Source organism: Bacillus sp. SA1-12, from assembly GCF_000981385.1.
Classification (GTDB): domain Bacteria; phylum Bacillota; class Bacilli; order Bacillales; family Bacillaceae; genus Metabacillus.
On record NZ_LATZ01000011.1, the window covers coordinates 30,826 to 54,579 of the forward strand.

13 protein-coding genes are annotated in these 23,754 nt (G+C 38.6%); all 13 read right to left on the reverse strand.

Going from position 1 to position 23,754, the window contains the following annotated elements; genetic code table 11:
* Nucleotides 1–98: 98 nt before the first annotated feature.
* Nucleotides 99–1,376: a histidinol dehydrogenase gene (gene hisD / locus WQ54_RS09370; RefSeq protein ID WP_046515419.1), complete on the reverse strand. Its 1,278-nt coding sequence runs from the start codon at nucleotides 1,374–1,376 to the stop codon at nucleotides 99–101.
* Between the two features lie 314 nt (nucleotides 1,377–1,690).
* Complete coding sequence (locus WQ54_RS09375) at nucleotides 1,691–3,124, reverse strand: GntP family permease (RefSeq protein ID WP_046515423.1); 1,434 nt, start codon at nucleotides 3,122–3,124, stop codon at nucleotides 1,691–1,693.
* A gap of 901 nt (nucleotides 3,125–4,025) precedes the next feature.
* On the reverse strand, nucleotides 4,026–6,704 hold the full coding sequence (gene ppdK / locus WQ54_RS09385; RefSeq protein WP_046515428.1) for a pyruvate, phosphate dikinase: 2,679 nt from the start codon (nucleotides 6,702–6,704) through the stop codon (nucleotides 4,026–4,028).
* Complete coding sequence (locus tag WQ54_RS09390) at nucleotides 6,697–7,521, reverse strand: pyruvate, water dikinase regulatory protein (protein WP_046515430.1); 825 nt, start codon at nucleotides 7,519–7,521, stop codon at nucleotides 6,697–6,699. Before WQ54_RS09390 ends, ppdK begins: the two co-directional genes overlap by 8 nt.
* 968 nt (nucleotides 7,522–8,489) lie before the next feature.
* On the reverse strand, nucleotides 8,490–10,379 hold the full coding sequence (locus WQ54_RS09395; protein ID WP_084821932.1) for a family 43 glycosylhydrolase: 1,890 nt from the start codon (nucleotides 10,377–10,379) through the stop codon (nucleotides 8,490–8,492).
* Nucleotides 10,380–10,751: 372 nt separating this feature from the next.
* A complete protein-coding gene (locus tag WQ54_RS09400) occupies nucleotides 10,752–14,867 on the reverse strand; it encodes a carbohydrate-binding protein (protein WP_046515432.1) in 4,116 nt (1,371 codons plus the stop codon).
* A gap of 292 nt (nucleotides 14,868–15,159) precedes the next feature.
* Nucleotides 15,160–15,579 carry a hypothetical protein gene (locus WQ54_RS09405; RefSeq protein WP_046515435.1) on the reverse strand — a complete coding sequence of 140 codons (420 nt, stop codon included), beginning with the start codon at nucleotides 15,577–15,579 and terminating at the stop codon, nucleotides 15,160–15,162.
* A gap of 33 nt (nucleotides 15,580–15,612) precedes the next feature.
* A complete protein-coding gene (locus WQ54_RS09410; protein WP_197089574.1) occupies nucleotides 15,613–16,461 on the reverse strand; it encodes a carbohydrate ABC transporter permease in 849 nt (282 codons plus the stop codon).
* Between the two features lie 3 nt (nucleotides 16,462–16,464).
* Nucleotides 16,465–17,397 (reverse strand): carbohydrate ABC transporter permease, encoded by a 933-nt coding sequence (locus WQ54_RS09415; protein ID WP_046515441.1) that lies wholly within the window; start codon nucleotides 17,395–17,397, stop codon nucleotides 16,465–16,467.
* Nucleotides 17,398–17,530: 133 nt separating this feature from the next.
* Nucleotides 17,531–18,790, reverse strand: coding sequence for an extracellular solute-binding protein (locus WQ54_RS09420; RefSeq protein ID WP_046515443.1), 1,260 nt, complete (start codon nucleotides 18,788–18,790; stop codon nucleotides 17,531–17,533).
* Between the two features lie 158 nt (nucleotides 18,791–18,948).
* Nucleotides 18,949–20,745 (reverse strand): glycoside hydrolase family 2 protein, encoded by a 1,797-nt coding sequence (locus tag WQ54_RS09425; RefSeq protein WP_046515446.1) that lies wholly within the window; start codon nucleotides 20,743–20,745, stop codon nucleotides 18,949–18,951.
* A gap of 26 nt (nucleotides 20,746–20,771) precedes the next feature.
* A complete protein-coding gene (locus tag WQ54_RS09430) occupies nucleotides 20,772–22,544 on the reverse strand; it encodes a glycoside hydrolase family 2 protein (protein WP_046515448.1) in 1,773 nt (590 codons plus the stop codon).
* A 267-nt stretch (nucleotides 22,545–22,811) separates the two neighbouring features.
* Nucleotides 22,812–23,732: a transcriptional regulator gene (locus WQ54_RS09435; RefSeq protein WP_046515450.1), complete on the reverse strand. Its 921-nt coding sequence runs from the start codon at nucleotides 23,730–23,732 to the stop codon at nucleotides 22,812–22,814.
* Nucleotides 23,733–23,754 lie beyond the last annotated feature (22 nt).

Genomic DNA, 23,754 nt, shown 5'->3' on the forward strand with positions numbered 1-23,754 from the left:
TCTTCTATTAAATCAAAACCGAAATCTAATAGATTCCGGCCATGATTTTATTTAGTAGAAAATGAAATAGAGTTATTTATTTTTTTGAAAAACAGAGCTTATTTTTTTCCGTATCTTCGTACACGAAGCAATGCTTGCTCTGCGTGACCAGCAAAATTTTCTAATTGGCAAAGTCTTGCAGCGTATTCCCCAACATAAGCACTTGCCTCTGGTGTTACTTTTTGGTAGGTACATGTTTTTAAGAATTTCCCTACCCAAAGACCGCCGGTATAACGTGCAGCACCTTTTGTTGGTAGTGTGTGATTTGTACCAATTACTTTGTCACCGTATGCCACGTTTGTCTCTGGTCCAAGGAATAAACAGCCATAATTTGTCATGTTTTCTAAGAAGTAATCTGGATCTTCTGTTAAAATCTCTACATGCTCATACGCTAATTTATCTGCCTCTTTTAATGCTTCCTCTCTTGACTCTACAAGAATAATTTTTCCGTAATCATTCCAAGAAACACGTGCCACATCTGCAGTTGGTAATACTTCAAGCTGACGCTCAATCTCAGCAACTGTTTCTTCTGCTAATTTTTCAGAGGTTGTAATAAGCGCTCCTGGTGAAGTTGGACCGTGTTCCCCTTGACCTAAAATGTCAGTTGCAATCATTTCAGCGTCTACTGTTTCATCAGCGACTACTAAAGTTTCAGTTGGTCCTGCAAAAAGATCAATCCCTACACGGCCATATAATTGGCGTTTTGCTTCTGCAACAAATGCATTTCCCGGTCCGACAATCATATCGACAGCTTCAATTGTTTCTGTTCCGATTGCCATACCTCCCAATGCTTGAACTCCGCCAAGGATATAAATTTCATCCGCTCCTGCAAGATGCATTGCAGCAACCGTAGCAGCAGGAATTTCGCCATTAATTGGAGGGGTACATGCGATAATGCGTTTAACACCTGCAACTTTTGCTGTTAGCACACTCATATGAGCCGAAGCAACCATTGGATATCTTCCGCCAGGGATATAACAACCTACACTATTAACTGGAATATTCTTATGTCCTAAAATAACACCCGGTAATGTTTCAACTTCTATATCTTGCATAGACTTACGTTGTTCATCTGCAAATCTGCGAACCTGAGTTTGGGCGAACTTGATATCTGAAATCGTTTGTTCAGGTACACCGCTTACAATTTCCTCAATTTGTTCTTTGCTTAATTTGAAATTTTCTGGAGACCATTTATCAAATTGCTCTGATAAATCTCTTAATGCTGCATCTCCCTCATTTTCAATTCTTTTAAGGATCGAACTTACAATCTCAGTTACCTTTGCATCATTTTGGGCAATTTCTTCTATGCTTTTTCCTTGTTTTAGTATTTTTGCCATAATATCTGCTCCTTTTTAATTTTGAATACGTATTCAAAAACTTTATATTGATAGAATAGTAGTAATATTCAATTATGTCAACAATAAATCTCCAAATAAAATTTCCATTTTTTGAATGACATATCAATGTGTGTTATTAAAAATATTCATATTTATCATTTCAAAAGTGTACAAGGCTTTGAAATAAAAATAGACTGCAAAGCTTACACGAAGGTGCTTTGCAGCCTGATCAAAAGATGTTGAAAAAAGACAAAATGAGTATAACTTACTAAAGTCTTTAAAATTTTTCGCAAATACAACCAATTGTATTTATATCAGACTAGCCCCGTTAAACTGTAAACTAAAATGACAAAGAAACAAGCCAATGTTTTAATGATCGTCACCGCGAAAATATCCCGGTAAGATTGTTTATGTGTTAATCCTGTTACTGCGAGTAAGGTGATAACTGCACCGTTATGAGGCAGGGAGTCCATCCCGCCTGATGCCATCGCAATAACACGATGCATGACCTCAGGAGGAATATTAAATTGTTCAATAGCCTGTACATATTTGTCTCCCATTGCACTAAGTGCAATACCCATTCCGCCTGAAGCTGAACCCGTGATCCCTGCTAATACATTTGTTGTAACGGCTCCATTAACAAGCGGATTAGAAAATAAATTGGAAATGCCATCACGTACCACACCAAAACCTGGAAGGGAAGCAATAACTCCTCCAAATCCATATTCAGAAGCTGTATTCATAGTAGCAAGTAACGCTCCGCCTATACTCACATTGAGACCTTCCTGAAAACCTGCCGTAACACGTTTCCAATCATAGGAAACTGCTGCAAGAATACCTAATACTAAAGCAATTTCCACTGACCAAATTCCTGAAACTGCCGTAAGGTCTACTTTGCCAAAAGAATCTAAACCTATTTTGGAAAAATCAAATCCCTCAGGGTACCATTTTGGGATAGAAAGTGTGAGAAATTTATTCGCAACACCAACAATAATAAGCGGGATAAATGCCAGTACTTGACGGCAAATAGACTTGTTCCCGGCATAAGATATAGAAATATCCCCCATCTCTGCAGTAGCTGCCATTTCTTCTCTTGCATCTCCAAATCCATAATACCCTTCCCCTGAAGCTTGTGCTTTTTTGCGGCGACTCTCTAAATATAAGATTCCTAAAGCAAAGACAAATATTGATCCAATAATCCCTAGGATAGGAGCCGCATAAATATCAGTCTTGAAAAAAGTAGTTGGAATGACGTTTTGAATTTGCGGCGTTCCCGGCATCGCATCCATCGTGAATGACAAGGCACCTAGAGCAATCGTTCCCGGAATCAGCCGTTTCGGAATATTTGCTTCTTGGAAAAGATGCCTCGCGAACGGATAGACGGCAAATACAACAACAAACAGACTTACTCCGCTGTATGTTAAGACAACACACATTAAAACGATCGCCAAAATAGCTCTCTTTTTGCCAACGACTTGCACAATCGTTTTTGCAATCGATTCGGCTATCCCAGACATTTCAACTATCTTTCCAAATACAGCACCCAAAAGGAAAACAGGAAAATAATTTTTTATAAACCCAACCATTTTTTCCATAAAGATATTTGAGAAAAACGGTAATGCATAGCTCGGTTCAGTAAAAATCACAGCAAGCAGTGCACAAAGCGGTGCAAATAAAATAACCGAAAAACCACGGTATGCGATCAGCATAAGAAGTCCTAAAGCTAATAGTATTATGAATAAATCCATTGTAACTCCCTCCTATCTTTCATTGAAACAAACTATTTCTATTAATAATGTGTTATCTTGCTATAGTCATTTAGGAATCGCTTACATTTTCCATTTTGAAAAAACATCTTACATTACTGTGTGGTAAACTTGATGTCTTCCATGTTTTTTCCCAGTAACTTCTGATAGTCTCCATTCCCAATTGTATTGAAGGTAATCTTAAGCATTTTGTTGACCATCCTCAGTTTCAATCCATTTAATAATTTGACCTGCTGCTTTAGAAACTTTAGCATATTCTGTACTATTTCTTTCCGACTTTTCCCTTTCTTTAATCTTATTGCCTTAGACAAGTCCTTTTTTGAATACGTATTCTTTTTTGATTGAATGCGTATTCAAAATTTCATATTACTAGATTAGTTTAATTCTTATACTTTTGTCAACCATTTTCTGAAAGGGCTTTAAAATGAATGAGCTTGTTCATCAGGAAATAACAAATCATATACATTCATTAGGTCTTATTCTCAAAATTTTTGTCTGGATACATTTTTATTTGATGTTTATAAAATCATTAGAAGCAATTCTTATGATGCTAAATTTAGTTTATATAAGATATTAGATTATAATACCATGGTAAACTAGAATGAGAACGTTCTAGTTTATCACTATAATTTTTGATAAAGTGAATGGAACTATAACATGCGGTAATGAGTTATAAAAAATAATCCTATAGTTTTACTTTAAAAATGCACGAATAAATTTAATAAAACATAAAAGCCCCAATCCCATATCTAACATGGGATTGAAGCTTCTTATTCTGATGATTCTAATGGGATTCAGACCCCGGCTCCAATTATGTTGGAATAAATAATACTAAATCAATCAATGTTTTCTGCTGGTGATAAATTGGCAGCCTTCCTCATTTTTATAGCTGAAGTTGAAGTTGAAGTTCAGACTGTTTTTGTTCAAGTCTAATTTTGGCCTGTGCCGCTGCAAGACGAGCAAGAGGTACACGGTATGGTGAACAGCTTACGTAGTCCAATCCTACATTATGGCAGAATTGTATGGAATCCTTTTCTCCTCCATGTTCTCCGCAAATACCTGTTTTTAATCCAGGCTTTATTTTTCTTCCAAGATGTACGCCGGTTTCGACAAGTTTACCTACTCCTTCTTGGTCAAGGGAAACAAATGGATTTGATGGAAGGACTTTGTTTTCAATGTAAGCTTGCAAGAACTTGCCCTCTGCGTCATCACGGCTATATCCAAAAGTGGTTTGCGTTAGGTCATTTGTTCCGAATGAGAAAAAGTCTGCTTCCTCAGCAATTTGGTCTGCTGTTAAGGCTGCCCGCGGTACTTCTACCATCGTACCAATGAGGTAGTTACATGTCAGCCCTGTTTCTGCCTCAACTTGCACGCCCGCATTGATGACTAATTGCCGCATTTCTTTTAACTCATTAACATGGCCAACTAATGGAATCATGATTTCAGGTTTTACATCCATTCCTTTTTTGATTACCTTTGAAATGGCATAAAAGATTGCTTTCGCTTGCATGACGTAAATCTCTGGAAAAATCATTCCTAAACGGCATCCACGATGACCTAGCATTGGATTAAATTCATCCAGTTGCCGTACTTTTCTTAAAAGCTGCTCTTTCTCCTGTAACTCCGTATGATTTGAATTTGTTAGTTGAAGTTTGGTCACCTCAACAAGCAGTTCTTCCTTATCAGGTAAAAACTCATGAAGAGGCGGATCTAATAAACGAATTGTTACAGGGTTGCCTTGCATGGCTTCAAAAATTCCCTCAAAGTCCTCTTGTTGCATAGGTAATAACTTAGCTAAAGCATTCTCGCGTTCCTGGTTTGTTTCAGCAAGTATCATATCTTGAACGATTGGGATGCGACTGGCATCCATAAACATATGCTCCGTACGGCATAATCCGATACCGCCTGCGCCAAATTCAAGAGCTTTTCTGGCATCAACCGGATTGTCAGCATTTGCTCTTACACCAAGTTTTCTTTCCTCATCTGCCCAGGATAGGAGCAATTGAAATTCTTCTGAAAGCTGCGGTTCAATCATCGGAATATCTCCTAACATGATTTCACCAGTTGAACCATCAATCGTAATGATATCTCCTTGTTTTACGATCGTATCTCCTACTTTAAATTGCTTTGATTTTAAATCAATTTTTAATGATTCACAGCCGCATATGCAGGCTTTTCCCATACCTCTTGCCACAACGGCTGCATGGCTTGTCATTCCTCCGCGGCTTGTAACAATTGCCTCTGCAGCAACAATTCCATGAATATCATCAGGTGTTGTTTCTGGACGAACAAGAATGATCTTCTTTTTCTCATCTCTCGCTAACCTTTCAGCTTCGTCAGAATCAAATACGACCTCTCCAGTAGCTGCGCCAGGAGACGCTGGCAGACCTTTCGCTAGCTGTTTTCGTTCATATGTATCATCAATTCGACGATGAAGAAGTTGATCAAGCTGCTCAGGGTCTACGCGAAGAATCGCTTCCTGCTTGCTAATAATTTGTTCTTTTACTAATTCAACAGCTATTCTAATGGCAGCTTGAGCTGTTCTTTTTCCGGTACGTGTTTGTAGAATAAAAAGTTCACCCCGTTCTACAGTAAACTCAATATCCTGCATGTCTCGATAATGCTTTTCAAGAAGTTGACATGTTTCAATAAACTGCTGATAGACGTTTAACATCTCTTCTTGAAGTGAAACAATTGGTTGGGGGGTACGGATTCCAGCAACGACATCCTCCCCTTGGGCATTGATCAAATATTCACCATAAAGCTTTGCTTCCCCTGTAGATGGATTACGTGTAAAAGCTACTCCGGTACCGGAATTACTGCCCATATTTCCAAAAACCATGCTTTGAATGTTCACTGCTGTTCCTAGATGATCGGGAATATTCTGAAGGCGGCGGTAAACAATAGCACGTTGATTATTCCAAGAATCAAAAACAGCACGGATGGAAAGGAATAACTGCTCTTTTGGATTCTCAGGAAAGGTTCTTGCCGAATGTTTAGCGACAATCTCCTTGTATCCTTTAATAACCTCTTTCCAATCTTCTGCAGACATTTCCGGATCTGAGTTGTATCCTTTCTCGTCCCTGACTTCTTCCAAAAATTGCTCAAAATAAAAGCTATCAACCTTTAGCACAACATCACTAAACATTTGGATAAATCTGCGGTAAGAGTCATATGCAAAGCGCGGATTATTTGTCAGATTCGCAAGACCCTCGACTGTTTCATCATTTATTCCAAGATTTAAAATGGTATCCATCATTCCCGGCATCGAATGGACTGCACCAGATCGTACGGAAACCAGCAATGGATTAGAAGGGTCTCCAAGTCTTTTACCTGTTTTTTCTTCGAGAATAGTAAGTGCTTGTAAAATTTGAAATTCAATCTCTGGTGAAAGTAATTTCCCTGCATCATAGTATTTGTTGCAAGTCTCTGTTGTAATGGTAAAGCCGTAAGGTACAGGTAAACCAATCTTGGTCATTTCAGCCAGATTAGCTCCCTTTCCTCCTAATAGTTCCTTTTTTCCACTATTCCCTTCATCAAACATATAAACAAATTTATCCATGGAATACAGCCCCTTTCTTTTTTAACATTGCTAATATTAAATCAGCTGTCTCTTCAATTGCTTTATTTGAAACATTAATGACAGGACAACCGATTCGTTTCATGATTTTTTCCGCATATTCTAATTCGTTAAGGATCCGATCAAAATTCGCATAATTCGCTTGCGTTGTTAACCCTAAATTTTTTAATCGCTCCATACGAATTTCATTCAGCTTATCTGGTGTTAGAATTAAACCAACACATTTCGTTTTAGGAATAGTAAAAAGTTCATCAGGAGGTGCGATCTCTGGTATTAAAGGTACATTTGCCACCTTAAATCGTTTATGGGCCAAATACATCGAAAGCGGTGTCTTTGATGTTCTAGAAACGCCAATTAAGACAATATCTGCATGCCTAATCCCTCTAACATCCTGACCATCATCATATCTTACTGCGAACTCAACCGCTTCTACTCTACGAAAATAGTTTTCATCTAATTTCCTCATTAATCTTGGCTGCAGTACAGGTTCTGTATCAAACTTTTGAATAAATGCTTCCATAAGCGGATTCATTAAATCAATGGCAGGTATTCCTGATTCCCTTGCCCGCTCATCAAGATATTGCTTTAAAGACGGTATGACAATCGTATAGGCAATGATGGAATGATGATATTTTGCAGCTGTTATCACATTATCGAGATCTTTAAAATCCTCTACATAGGAAATATGGTTGATTTCAACATCTGTCCTATTAAACTGAGATGCTACTGCTTTTACGAGCAGCTCAGCTGTTTCACCAACTGAATCAGACACTACATAAACAATTTCCTTCCTATTCACTTACGCCCTCCTATACATTTGCCTATTTTTATTCTTCATTGTCCAAGTACGTTATACTATTAACCTACAAACAAATAAATGTGTTATACTATTTGTTAAATAGTATATTACCACCTGTGATCATTCGATTCAATCCCTTTCTTTGAATCCAGTTCAAAAAAATTCAATGAATCCCCAAGTCAAAAGCCAATTTTTTTAGTAATATGATAGATTCCAATTTATGTCGTATGTGGATAAAGATAAAAACATTTATTCTTAGGGACATCTCATCTAAAACTATTGGATTCTTCCAAAAATCAATACGTATCATTCGATACTTTGCCATGTTAACCACTGCATTTTCTACTAAAAACTCTTTCCATAGTAATATTAGGAAAAATAAGGCAGAGAGTAGCGGATGATTCAAAAAAAGTTGTGATTGGTTTGTGAAGAGATCATTCTCGGTGCCTTAACTCGTCTTTTAAGCTAATCTGGTTTAATCACCATATTCGAGTTAAAAGCTTTTTGTTGTTTTTTTCTTGTTGTTGTTTTTCTTTTTGTCCACGTATCGTCTAACGTCACGTATCTTTTCATTACAAAACAGGTTATAGAATCATATACACTAACATTGGACATGTTTTTCGAAGCGAGGTTTATTATGTACGATACACAATAAACCTTTTGTAACTCTTTCCTTTATGTTGGTTAACAGGTAGTTTAAATAATTTTCCTTTTCGTTGAGTAGGGTGAAATTACACATTCATTGATATTTATAAGAAAAGGCTTATATAGTCTAACTTGAAAAGATGTACTTAATACGACGAAAACCAATCATTTTTAGCCATTTACCATCAAAATAAAAAAAGCTCCAATTCCTTCTCTAACAAGGAACTGAAGCTTTTCACTCTGATGATCAGAGAGGGATTCGAACCTCAAACCCTCCCCTGTAAAATAGGCAACAACTTACCTAGCAAAAATTTAATCAAATCTCATTCAATCGAATCGAGTCTCTTAAGCGTTACATAATCCAAATCAACGAGCCCTTCATCCTTTAAAAAACTAATCCGATTAACCCCTTCCTTTAACTTCACTTTAACAGAAGCAAACTCCCAATTGTCCCAACCCGTATGTTGATAGGAAATAGAGCCGGCAAGTTCATCATTTGCATATACTTGATGTGTACTCGGTGAAGTTGTCCCATTCGCATATCTTACCTGCAGCTCATAAACCCCAGCTTCAGGAACCTGAATTGGAAAAGTGATCTGACTATCCTCATCATCCATTTTTTCTACTTTTTGATAGTTAGAAGATGTTGGATCGTTAGCAATCTCCGCATTTTCTACTTTCGCATGCTCTGCCTCATACTTATACACAGATTGTTCTTTCGGAATTAATTCAATCGAATCAATTTCTGCATATAGCTTGCCTTTTGAAAGTCGGATCTTGTTTTCCTCTTGATTTAGCGTTAGGTCCATTTCGACTTCTTTCCAGGAATCCCAGCCAAAGCTTTCATATGTTAATTCTTCTTGATCTTGTCCGTTAATCGTAACGTAGTGGCTTGATTCTGCTCCCATCCCGTTTGCATAGCGAACCTTCATCGTGTATTCGCCGGCAGGTACTTGAACATTGAACTCTATAAAACTGTCTTGAAAATCAATATAGCCTACTTTTGCTCCACCTGAAGCAGAGGTATTATCGACAATCTTGGCATTATTAACAGTTGCTTGTTCTGCCTCATACTTAAAAACAACCCCTAGCAGGTGCGGAGTCAGCCTTCCTGTTGACTCTCCTGAAGGGACACGCAGCAATGTATCGGCCGCTACAGGGACTCCAAAGTTGGGTGTCCCATCTTCATTCCATGAGAACTTTTGCATCCGAACATTTCTATTCCACCCTGCCCCTTTGAACTTAGCTGCATGATAAACGATCCAGTCTTCTTTTCCATCCGGAGATTTAACAAAGCTGTTATGACCTGGGCCATACACTCCGAGTGCAGGATTCTTTTCAAATACCGGTGTCGGGTTCTTCGCCCAGGAATCAGGATTAAGCGGATCCTTACCATTTAATGTTAACATCCCTAAACAGTAATCATCTGTCCAGCTTCCGCTTGCTGAATACACGATAAATACCTTTCCTTGTTTGTTTTTTAAGATTTGCGGACCTTCATTGATGAGCGGAAATCCATTCTTTTCCCATGAAAGCTCAGGTCTGGAGATCTCTACCCTCTCCCCGCTGATCGTCCAAGGATTCTCTAATGGGGCTATGTATAAGTGCTGACTGACATTGACGTCGCCCTCCCATCCTGACCAGACAAAGTATAATTCATTTTTATACTCTAAGATTGTGCCATCGATGGCCCATTTGTCGGAAGGGTCGGTGATTTTCCCAAAATCAGTTCCCTCAGGATGGTGATATGGTCCAAATGGGTCAGAGCCTTCTGACTCCAGCACATACATTCTTTGTTTGCCCATATCACCAGCTGATCCCGCAAAATAGATGTACCATTTTCCATCAATAAAATGCATTTCCGGAGCCCACATATGGTGTGCATTCGGTGCATCTGGATCAGGTGTCCACACAACCTTCTTTTCAGCCTGACCCAAATCAGATAGATTTTTCGATTTCCAAATCGTAATATTATTTCCCGTAGTTTGCGTGTAATAATAATAGCCATCAGTATGTTTGACAACCCAAGGATCTGCCCCTTCGCCAACCACTGGATTTTTAAACAATTCAAATGCCTCCTTTTTAGAAAATGCCGAGTTTAAGCTGGTATTGTTAGCAGGTTCAGAAGCTAGTAACTCCTGTGGTGAACCTCCGAGAATGAAAGGCAATAGGAGTGCTGCTGTTGTTAACTTATAAAGTTTCTTTTTTTTCATTAAATCCTTCCGTCCTTTCCTATTCAGGTTTATAGAATCTTCCTTTTTAACTCTTGTGAAAAAAAAAACTTTTTTATTAGGCTGTTTTCGTAAAATTTGTTGATATTTAACAAGTAGTGGTGAGTGGTTGATTTCCGCTCCAGGATGCTCGCTTTCCGCGGGTCGTGCGGTGAGCCTCCTCGGCGTAAACGCCTGTGGGATCTCACCTGTCCCGCTGCCCCCGCAGGAGTCTCGCACCTTACACTCCAACCAACCTAATCAGTTATTCTACAAGAAACCTAAAAAACAACCTTTAGCCTTTTATAAAAACGGCTACTTTAAAGAATTCATAGATAGGCAGATACATGGGTACTACCTATCTATTGTTCTTTCTTAATAGTTCTTAATAGTTCTTAATAGCCTTAAAGCATCTGCCTCTAGTACTTGTCTTACATCTTCAGCTAAATCCCTTTCTTTTTCTGCGAGTCTTCTAAAATCATGAAGATGTTTGATCGCTTGGTCCGTTTCACCATTGTTAAAATGGTGCTCTGACTGCTCCAACTTGTTTGTTAATTTTTTATATCCACTAAACGTAACTTCACCTGACTTTCTCATCTTATCAAGGTCGTTTTTCATGGATAAATGAGTAATCACGATTGGTTTTACAGCAACGTTATCGAATTTCGTATCATTATAGTGGGATCTTAATCCTGCCTTACCTTGGGTAAATGCCGTGCTGCTGTTATCTGTGAAATCGATTTTCGGAGTATCCATATCACCGACAAATACCTTTATATTCGTGCCCTTTGCTACAACCTTCATATGCTGCCATGAGTTTAATGGTTCTTTCAACTCAGCACCTTTTAAGTAGGTCCAATCATAATTCATTTTTCCTAAATGAACGCCATCTTTATTGATATATGCCACATATCCTTGCATAAAATCAGGATTGTTTTGACCAAGCTCAATTCCATTGGCCGGGTTATTGACTCTAAAAATCAAACCGCCGTCACCTTTTCCAGAGCCCAGATTGATATCTGCTTCAACAGTATAATCCTTCCACATGCGATCTCCGATGACAGCTTTCGCAAAGGTGCCTGGTGCTGTGCTGTATTCTCCTTCAATTGCCGGCGGCTCTTCCCCATTATCCTGTGTAAAATTAATGCTTCTAAAGTCAAATTCTCCTTTGACCATTTCCACTTTAATGGTGTGCTTTCCAGCTGGTAAAGAGACATTTTCTTTTATGACGCTTTCCCAGTTATCCCAGCCGCCTGTTGCTGGGACTTCAATAATACCAGTTAAATCAATCGTATCATCAAGCCAGAGTCTGATTTGGCTGCCCTCTATTTGAGTTGCGACTTTAATATCCACTTGATACTTGTCCTCTTTTTCAATATCAACATGATAGTTTAACCATTCTCCAGCCTGATTCCAGCCAACATTATAGCCGCCCTCTGGATTCACACGGATATCGACAGCATCTCTCCTATATTTGCCGCCAATATTTTCAGGAGAAAGATCATGATAACCTGCACCTTCCCCACCGGTTATATAATCAGACGCCATGATGGTACCTGGAAGCTTTTTAGGATGGTCAAATCGGTGCAGCGTAAATCTTGAAAAATCAAATTCTCCCTGTACCGTTACAAGCTTTAAAGTATGTTTTCCTGCCGGCAATGAAATGCCCGGTAATGAAACGGTCTCCCAGTTATTTAAATCACCTGTATTAGGTATACTAATTTCACCTGTTAACTCTATTTCATCATCTAATATTAGCTTTACTTTTCCTCCATCTTCGATTGCCGATGCAAGCAAATCAAGGCCATATGTGCCTTCTTCTTCGATGTTTACGTCATATGCAAGCCATTCTCCCGTTTGATTGGAGGTAACAGCGTAACCGCCTTCTGGATCCTTACGAAGATCAACAGCATCTTCCCTGAATACATCTCCGGTATTTTGAGCAGTATTGTCATGATAGCCTACCCCTTCACCGCCAAGATTGTATTCTTCGGCTTCGATAATTCCAGGCACTGGCTTGTGAATATCAAATGATGTAAACTCAAGACCAGTAAAATCAAATTCTCCTTCCACGATTTCTATTTTTATCGTGTGCTCACCCTCCGGCAATGTGATTCCTTTTTTGATCACTGGCTGCCAATTATTCCAATCACCTGTACTAGGAACATCAACCACACCGGTTAAATCTGTTTCATCATCAAGCCACAATCGAACCTTTGCTGAAGGAAACGTTGTTGCCGTATTTAACTGAACATTATAGAGCCCTGCTTCTTTTATTGATACATTGTATTTAAACCATTCTCCTGTTTGATTCCATCCAACTGCCGTACCGCCTTCTGGATTGTTACGGATATCGACGGAATCTCCCCTTAATACACCGCCGATATTTTCAGCTGTTGTCTCATGGTAAGCTACTCCTTCTCCTCCGGTAATATAGTAAGCTGCACCTACCGTCCCTGGGATTGGTTTATACGCATCAAATGGGCTCGGTTTATTTGTTTTGACCGTCCAATATCCTTCGATTTCTTCCCATCCATTACTAGTGCCATCATTAAAGTCTGTAAATAATTCTTCCACTTGTTTATTTTCTTGGAAATGCATGTTGGATAAATCAAATGTTCCATTTTCAACGACAACTTTAAGAGTATGCTGACCCTTAGGTAGTTCAACTCCCTCAATCGAGAGTGTTTTCCACTCATCTGTTTTTGGAATATTTATGGCACCTGTTAAATCCGTCGAGTCATCTACCATTAATTTCACTTGTGCATCAGCGCTTGATGCCGAAACTCTTAGATCGACATTATAAGTACCGGCCTCTGCAATATTGACATTGTAATGAAGCCATTCAGAATTATTTAAGCTTACGTGATAGCCGCCTTCAGAATTTTCTTTTAACTCAACAGCATCACTTCGATATTTCCCGCTGGTACTCTTAGGTGTTGTATCATGATAGGCTGCACCTTCACCGCCTGTATTATAGTGAACAGCCTCAATTTTCCCCGGTACTGGTTTGTAGGCATCAAACACATTGCTTCCGTTCACTTTATTGCTGAATGCCGTATACCCGAAAGCTGCATGAAGATCAGATGCTGCATATCCGATTTTACCTCCAGCTAGCCCAGGAATTTCACTGGTTTGCTTTTGCATTCCATCAACAAAGATTTTAAACGTTGATGAAGACTTTTCTACCCGTATTTGATGAAGCTTCGAATAATCATAGCCATCAGGTAAATCTGTAGCCTCCCTTTTTAGTTCAACGCCGTTTACGAAAAAGAAGGTTTCTATTTGATTTTTCTTAGGACTTAATAATGCTAAGCCGTAGTTGTTTTCATCTTTATAGGAGAATACGGCGCCAAAAGTTGGATTACTGCTCGAGCCTTGCTTAATGGTCTTCATATTGAATTCTGCTGTGTAGTCTGAAGCAGTGGAAGTTTTGCTCACTTTTTTAACCATTTGCGTGTCATCGATGGTTGTTTGTTGAAGCCACCCAGGCATTTCCGAGGCAATACTCCAGCTCCCCCCGTTTACCGTTTCCCAATTTTCATCAAGTGATGATGGTGAAAAACGTTCACTAAAATCAGGCAAATCCGGGTTTGGCTGTTCCGTTGTTGTCGGTCCCAGAACGAGCATTTTATCTCCATTCCACGCAATCCGATCAAGATTCATATACCTTCCTGGATTTGCATGACTATGGTAAACCATATAGTCGGAATCAAGATCCGGCCCCCGAATAATTGAATTATGGCCTAATCCTACATTCTCCCCTTCAGTGTTCAGCAAAATTGGATTTTGTCCATATTCATGTGAAAAATCAGCAATAGGAGAAGTACTGCTGGCATAATCAACACGGTATGCTTTATTCCACACGTGATTTCCTGTATAGGTCATATAATATTTATTATTTCTTTTTAAAATCGTTGGTCCTTCTGTCCAGCCATTCATTTCTGCACCGGTGTTTGAAGCTTGTCCAAACGTATAGGGATCTGACATAGGACGGGCATCAATTCGTTGAGCACCCGTACTATAGAAGTACCATTTTCCGTCATCATCAATAAAGACATGTCCATCAATACCCATTCCCAGGTTAGCAGTTTGCTTTACGAACGGTCCTAGCGGCGAGGAGCTTTTGTACACATAATGCCCATTTCCGCCAGGCGATGTGTACATATAAAAATCGCCATTCCAATACACAACCTCAGGAGCATAGGCAGCCTTCGTTGTAGGCTCCTCTGTCACTAATCCACCGTACTCCCAATTTACCAAATCCTCTGATTTCCATGCTTTTACTCCATGCTTATCATCTACTGTACTTACATAAAGATAATAAGTACCGTTATGCTTTAAAATATAAGGATCTCCTTCTCCATAAAATACCCCTGTATCCCACTTCCAGGAATCCGGAAATTCGAAGGGATTGCTATAGGCTAATGCGGATAATGGGACGGTTAAAACTAAGCTAATCACAATAACCAATGATAAAATCTTTTTCAAAAAATCTCCTCCTTTTTCTCCAACGTGCAATTAGACTAGAATTCTATTAACAAATGGCTCAAGTTCCTCCCTTCATAAATGTAATCGCTAACATTCTTTTATACTAAAGCATCTATTTTTTTGATTCACACAGCCAGCTATGTATTATAGATGCATAAGTAACCAAATAAATCGGAAAAATACACAAAAAAAAATCAACCTATAACCAAAGGAAATGATAAGTCCTTTCCTTTGGTTATATACTATTGATTTTTAATGGGCCGATAGTGACTAAAACAGCACGACGATTATGTTATTGATTTTGTAAATGATAGTTTCCAAGCTTTGCGATCGATTTATTTTTAGCTAATGCCAGAACCCCTGCCGAAAGAAACATGATGGATCCTAAAATGTCCATGACGAAATAGGAGGCCACCCCTAATACAATAAACCAGATTGGCCTTTTTATTTCGACTTGATCATCTTTCAATGATTTCGCTAGAACAAAGTTTAAGATTCCTAGAATAACAAAGATCATCCCAAAGGAAACAGAAAACATATACAAGCTGCCAAATACGGACTGTGCGGCCTCTAGTTTTACAATCGTGTTATAGGAAGAATTCAGCCCTTCATTTTTAATAAAAGAGGCATAGACAAAAATCGTAAGGAGACCTGAAACGATTTGCCATATCGCTCCGATCCTAATGAATCTTCTTTCCAGCTTTCTATTCATGCTTAAACCTCCTTAATAAACACTCATCCTTTATTACCCTTTTACACCTGATGACAAGGAGAGGGATTCCATAAAGTACTTTTGTGTGAACAAATAAAGGATAAATGTCGGAACCATTGCAATCAGTGCCCCAGTTAAAGAATGAGCAACCTCCAGTCCGCCATATATCCCCTGAAGTAATTGCAATCCCGGTGTAAGCGGCAATTTTTCAACTTCATTAAATACAATCGATGGCCATAGGAAGTCATTCCATGAACCCGTAAAGGTAAATAACGCGACAACGGTTAAGACAGGTCTTATTAACGGCAAGATTAGCTTCGTAAAAATTTGAAAGTCTGAAGCGCCGTCCACTCGTGCCGATTCATCAAAATCCTTAGGAATTCCTTGCATAAATTGCCTTACGAGGAAGATACTAAAAACTCCGGCTGTCCCCGGAACAATCGCTGCCAAATAATTGTTTACCCAGCCAAATGTATCAATAATTTTGTAAAGCGGAATCAGATTTACAACGCCAGGGAACATCATCGTTGCCATTAAAAAGGCGAAGATCGCATCTCTTCCCTTAAATTTCATTCTTGAATAGCCATAACCAGCTAATGAAACAAGCACTAATACTAAAAACGTTTGTGCTACTGAAATAATCATCGAATTTATAAACCACTTCGCCACAGGGGCGCTAGTATTCTCAAAAAGAACATCCTGATAGTTACCAATCACCCAATTAATCGGTAAAATAGTAAAGGCGCTTGATTGAATATCAGCCTCACTTTTGAACGTCGATAAGGTTGTATACAATAATGGACCAATCCATATAAATGCCATAAACAATAAAAAAATGAATGAAAATATTTTAGAAATCGGATTTTTCTTCAAAGTAGGCACCTCCTAGTCACGTTGTCTTAAAAAGAAGAATTGAATGGCAGAAACAACCATAATACATAAGCCCAGAACAACAGCCATTGCTGCTCCAATACCCGCAATCGATATCCCAGAGCCAAATGCATTTTCTTGAATGTACATTAACAGGACTGTAGTCGAGCTTGTTGGTCCGCCCTTTGTTAACATAAGCGGCTGCCCGTATACATTGAATTGAGCAATAGTCGTGATTACAACGGTATATAATAGCTGTGCTCTTATACTAGGAAGTGTAATTCGAAAGAACTTTTGAACACCATTTGCTCCATCTATAGAGGCTGCTTCATATAAATCCTTTGGAATACCGTTAAGAGCGGCTTGATAAATGATCATATTTGCACCGATTGTCCACCAAACGGTTACAATCACTAATGTTATCCAAGCGTATGGCTGATTAGATAGCCAGTTTGTATCCACATTTAGATAATGATTAATCGGTCCGAATGAAACGCTGAATAGCATGGAAAATACAATCATAACCGCAGAAACAGAAAACAATGTCGGCATGTAAAATAATGCCTGAAAAAAGGTCATTCCTTTTGGTTTTGTATTAAGAGCGGCAGCTAAGAGCAACGGTACAATAATACAAGCAGGTACAGTATACAAAACAAATTTAAACGTATTCCCCAAACCGATCCGCAATTGTTCATAAAAGGTGGAATCTTTATTAAATAAAATTTCTGTATAATTTGCCATTCCTACAAATTCAGGTTCCCCAATGAGATCCCAATTCGTAAATGAAATGTAAATACCATATAAAGTTGGAAATAGAAAAAAGATGCCAAATAAAATGAGATGTGGCCCAATATAAAGATAGGGAGAAAGGTTCAGCCGATTTTTATTCGGATATTTATCTAATGCAGCGGACACATTTACTTGCCTTTTAGCTCCAGTATTTATCATAATTTTAGCTCCTATTCTTTCGTTCTCGAATAGAGGAGGCTGCCTCAAAGGGACTGACCCTCATGTGCGCTGGGGGTTGTCCCTTTGATGTTTAGACAGTCTCAGACGTTCCTTTGCCAATCATAGAAAAACGTTATTTTTTATTATTGCTAGCGATTTTGTCTTCAACTGCTTTTTGAGCATCTTCCAATCCTTTTTCAATTTCAAGCTTTCCAAAAATCGCATCACCAGCTAGTTTATCAACCTCTTCAGCTACAAAGCCATTATATTTATAGTCAAAGATTTTAAGTGACTCTTGTAATTTAGGGTCTGCGAGTAAAAATGATTGTGGCAGTTCCTTGAATTCAGGATTTTCTAATGTCGCTAAAGCAGCTGGGTTTTGTCCTGCTTTTGCCCATGGAAGTGAATTTTCTCTCACATAATCAAGGAAGTCCAACATTCCCTTCACTTTCTCATCAGATCGGTTTTCGTCTTTAAACATGACGAATTGGTGAGAGGATGTCCAGTTGACAATTTTATCAGGTGACACTTGCGGGAAGCTTGTCAGTCCCCAATTTAATTTTTCTACTTCATTTAAGCTGTTTTGCATCCAAATTCCTTCAGGATAGAAGATCGCTTTATTTGATTTAAATAATTGTCCTGGGTCTTCTCCATCCTTGTTGGCAATTTTGTCATCAACCAACCCTTTTAATAACTCTAGGGCTTCTTTTGCTTCTGGCGTGTTAAGTGTTGGCGTTTCTCCGTCACTTGTAATATCTCCGCCTAGTTGATTGTAAATGGATAAGAACATCGGACGTGTCCACGTGATACCAATCGCTTTAATACCGTCTTTACTAGACTTTTCTCCAGCTTCTCTTACTTCATCAAATGTAACCACATTGTCATCAAGTGCAGTTGGCGCGTATTTTTCTAGTAAATCTTTGTTGTAATACATAACAAAACTGTGTACATCTAACGGAACACTGTATCTGCTGCCATCAATTTCCCCAATATTCCAGCCGGCTGGTACATAGTTTTCTGCTTTAATTTCTGGATGATCAGCTAATAAATCATCATATGGCAGCAATAAATCATTCCCTACAAACTGCTTAATTCTTTCAGCATGAACAACGGTGAGGTCCGGAATCCCTTTTCCCGAGTTAACAACCGTCGGGATTTTTGCATACATATCATCTGCACCAATCGATACATTCTTAATCTTGAATTTTGGATTTGTTTTATTATATTCATTGACAATTTGCTTCATATTTTCTCCATCAGGACCTGTAAATGGATTCCAATAAACGATTTCATTTTTTGCGGAACCAGAGCTCGAGGAACTACTGCTGCAGCCTGATAAAGCCATTACAAACACAAAAAGGATCGAAAACATTAAGAGTGCTTTTTTCTTCATTTTGTTACCCCCCAAATAAATTAGTTAGTACATGTACCCTTTCTTTTAAAGCGTTTTCACAAGATGTCAGACTCTCTAGTAATTTATATAAGATGAATCTCTTGGCTGAAATCAACTGTCTTCAGCCAAGAGAAGTCTAATTCATTCAGATATTCGAGTTATTTTACAACCTCTGCATGCCACATGTCATTTATGCGTTTAATTTCACGCAGTTCACATTTCGGCTTGCGATCATATGTCAAAATCCCATTAATCTCCTGTTCAACATCAGTTAGCTGTGTATAGCAGAAGCCATGCAGTGAGCTAGATTCATAGACTGCTTTCATCACTCTTTCATAGTCTGCGAGATACTCTTCCTCATTGGTGACTGTCGTGTATCCCCAGCCATTTTCTTCTCCCGCTTTATAACCAATTCCGCCAAACTCAGTTAAGAGAATTGGCTCACCGTTATGTTTAAATCCTTTCGTGTAGATGCTCCAACCTGCTGATTTTGATTGAAGGATCTGTTCGACGGTTGCTAAAGAATGGCGAAACTCATTGTATTTTTCGACTTCATCCTTGTGGCCATGGCTATAATTGTGGACCGCACAAATATCTGTTTTCGTTAATTCCCATCCATCATTTGAAATCACTAATCTGGTAGGATCGAGTGAATGGATCAGATGATACATTGCCAGCGAATGATGCTTTTGCTGGTCATTCGTGCTGATGGAAGGAACTCCCCAGCTTTCATTAATAGGGACCCAGGTAACGATACAAGGGTGATTGTAGTCTCTTTCAAGGATTTCAATCCACTCTTTTGTAAGTCGGGCAACAGCATCCTCACTAAAGGATGGAGAAGCAGCACATTCTCCCCATACTAGAAACCCCAATGTATCTGCCCAATATAGGAAACGCGGATCCTCAACCTTTTGATGCTTCCTGCACCCATTAAAGCCCATTTCTTTTGCCAATTCGATATCTTTCTTTAAATCCTGATCCGTTGGTGCCGTCAATAAACCGTCCGGCCAGTAACCTTGGTCGAGAACCAACTTTTGATAATACGGTCTGTTGTTCAGATAGACCATGCCATTTTCAGTGTGGATTTTTCTCATCCCGAAGTATGAAGTGATTTCATCAAGTATTGCAGCTTCTTCTTTCAAGCGAATCTTTACATCGAATAAATTTGGTGTTTCCGGTGTCCAGTTCCATCCGACACGATGGAATCCTGTTCTGAATATTTTTCGATTATAGAGATTGATAGATCTTTTCATAAAACTTTCATATAGTTTGACCGTTTCTTTTGCTACATGTTCACCTTTAAAGCTGATCTCAATTTCAACATCTTTATTTATATATTCACCTGATACCTCTAGATCAATGGTGATATCGCCATTATCAATATCCGGAGTAAATCTGACTTTATTTATATGTGTTTTATCCACTGCTTCTAACCATACCGTTTGCCAAATGCCAGTGGTACGTGTATACCAGATTGCCGCCGATTTTTCAATCCAATACTGTTTTCCGCGAGGTATTGTTTCGTCTCTTGAAGGATCTTCTACTCTGACAACAACTGATTGTTTCCCTTCAATTAAATAATTTGTAATGTCGAAGGAAAAGGCAGTGTGGCCTCCTTCATGAGATCCAACTAGATTTCCGTTAATAAAAACCATTGCTCGATAGTCTACAGCACCAAAATGCATGATGATCCGTTTGCCAAGCATGGAATCAGGAATCTCAAATTCTCTGCGATACCAAACCCAATCATGAAATGCAGGATCATGAATTCCGCTAAGCTTCGTTTGGTAAGCAAAGGGAACATTGATTTTTTGCTTATATTCTTTTCCTTTTTTAAACCATTTTTCTTCTAACCCAATATTCTGGTCATCAAATTGAAAATCCCATTCACCATTTAAATTAAGCCAGTCTTCTCTCATTAATTGCGGGCGCGGGTATTCTTGTCGAAATGTCATAGCTTCTCCTTTTATCCAATCTGAAATTATTTGCGGTTAATCTCTTTAATTTTCTTAAGTTCTATCTTTGGTGTTCGATCTTCATATAGAAGACCATTCACCTCTTGCTGTACATCTGTTATTTGGGTATAGCAAAAGCCGCAAATATATGGTGTATCTTTAATAGCTTGTGTGATCGATTCATAACGAGCCAGAAAATCCTCTTCACTTTTCACTTGATTTCCATAGCCCCAGCCTTTTTCTGACTGGAAGGCAATGCCGCCGTATTCAGTCAACATAATCGGCTGACCTTTATATTCATATCCTTCAGCAAATGCATACTTATGACGGTTATGAGGAATCTCATTGTTTAAGATTTGATCCTTATTTTGATAACGTTTTAAAAATACTTCGCCTAACTCCTCATAATCATGAAGAGCGATGATATCCGAAATCGTATGCTCCCAGCCGTCATTCACAATAACCGGTCTCTCGGGATCAATCGATTTTGTTAAATAATAGATTGATTCTGTAAAAGCTTGCTGTTTTTTATCTGTAAATATATTAGATACTCCCCACGATTCATTAAAAGGAACCCATGTAACGATCGATGGATGATTATAATGCTGTTGAATAATTTCGAGCCACTCTTTTGTGAAATTCTCTACCGCTTCATCGGAAAACTCATAGGTTGCTGCCATTTCGGACCAGACAAGCAATCCCTTTTTATCACACCAATATAAGAAGCGTTCATCTTCAAGCTTTTGATGTTTTCGAACACCATTAAAGCCCATCTCAAGTGTTTTCTCAATATCCTCCAGCATGGCTGCATCTGAAGGAGGAGTAAGCATCGTATCCGGCCAATATCCTTGATCTAATAAAAGCTTTTGGTAAATCGGAATATTATTAAGCAGGACCTTGCCATCTTTTATCGAAATTTTTCTCATCCCAAAATAGGATTGCACTTCATCTGCTACTTCTCCATTTACCGTCAATCGAAACGTAACATCATATAAATGCGGATGTTCTGGTGTCCAGTACAACACTTTCCAATTATGTACCTCTGAAAGAAGATTAACCTCTACCCTCGTATTCGCACGGTCAGGAACAGTTGTGAATTGCTTTATTTTTTTGCCGTCATAATTTATAGTCGTTTCTAACTTCCAACTATCATTTAGATCCCCATTAAGCTTGTATTCAAAAGCTACAGAGTTCTTATCAATATTTGGAATCATTTTCACACTTTCTATGCTTTCATCGTTTAAAAATTCAAGCCAAACAGTCTGCCATATCCCCGTATTTTGCACATACCAACATCCAAAGTTTTCATCTATCCACCGTTGCTTGCCCCTTGGTTGAGCACAGCTTTGGCTATCTTCGACTTTCACAACTAATTCGTTTTCTTTCGTGTTATCAACTGTATTCGTAATATCAAAAGAAAAAGCCGAATTTCCGCCAATATGTTGGCCGATATAGTTTCCGTTAACCCATACCTTTGTTATATAATCAGAAGCTTGGAAACGCAAAATGGTTCGTTTTCCTGCTTCTTCATTAGGAATTTCAAATGTTCTTTGATACCACACATTTGGATGAAAGGTTTCATCTCCAATTCCGCTAGCTTTCGTTTCATAAGTAAAAGGAACTTGTATTTCTGTCGAAAAGGCAGAATTTTCATACCATAAACCTTTTTCTCCGATGTTGTTATCATCGAATGCAAATTTCCAGGTACCATTTAAATTCTTCCACGAATTACGTTGAAATTGCGGGCGCGGGTATTCTGTTCGCTGGTAGGTCGTTATAGTGGTTGAAGTCGTTGTCATATTGATACTCTCCTTTTTCTGTCTTTGGTTAACGTTGCTTTTTTGAGAAATCTACTGTTTAAAATGTAAGAAAATAATAATGTCATAGAAATCAAAATTACTGAAAATGTGTTTTATTACAAGTTTTCTGTAACTTTAATTAAAAGATAACGCTTCCACAACTATTTTGTCAATATCTTTTTTATTATAATTTGTTTAGATACGGATTTTGTGTAATAATAAAAAGCCTTCTTGGAACAAGAAGGCTTTTCTTCTGTACATATAAAGTTAATAGAATGATATTTTTAATTTAATATCCTGCGGGTGATCACCTAATTCACGGCCAAAAAGATTCATTCCGCCTTTGTGAACCGCGTCTTCTTTAATACCAATTCGAAAGGATAAAAATTCACGCTCTAATATACCTAAATCCTGGATCGTAACGTTCGAAAGGTAAACGTCATCGATTGTTGCTCTTTCTTCAGTTACTTTCCAAGTTTTTAAGGTCCCATATTGTGTCCGGGTTGTTTCTCCCCACGCCTTAGGATTCAGCTTTCCAGGTCGATCGCCAAAATCACCAGGGCTTGTCCAGGTCCCAATTTCTACCCCATTTAACCAGACGGTGATATCAGACGGCCAATTATGATCATAATTTGGAGCCTCTGAACAAACCTCTGCAGAAACCTGAACTGACTTTACTTTGGCTCCAGACGGAATGACAAGTGGAAACTTATAATCAAAGTATCCCTTTCTTGTCCATATAAGCTGTGCACTTGAACGGACAGGGCTATAGAAATGAACCGGTTCATCTTCCGGGATGATCAGCCCGCCTTGATCTGCAATACCACATGTTGGTGAAACAAGGAAGTCGGTATATTGCCCAATCGGCATTTCAAGCTCATAGTTTGCATAATCATTGATACTTTTTGGAGCATTCAAACTAATATGAATGTCATCGAAATTTCGTGTACAAACTTTCATCGCACCTCTGCTGGCAGGGCGAAGCTGAGTTAAAATCAACCCTGCTTCTTCAAGTACCTTTATGTGGGATGCTGCAGTTGAAACAGGTATATCCAACTTTTCTGACAGTTGATTTATATTCACATTCCCTGTATTTAATAGATCAATAATTTTTAATCGAACATCTGATGATAAAGCATGCGCAACCTTACGCAGTTTTTCCGGCTGTTTAAGCGATAATTCTAACAAGGCTGTCCCCCCAAAACTCCTA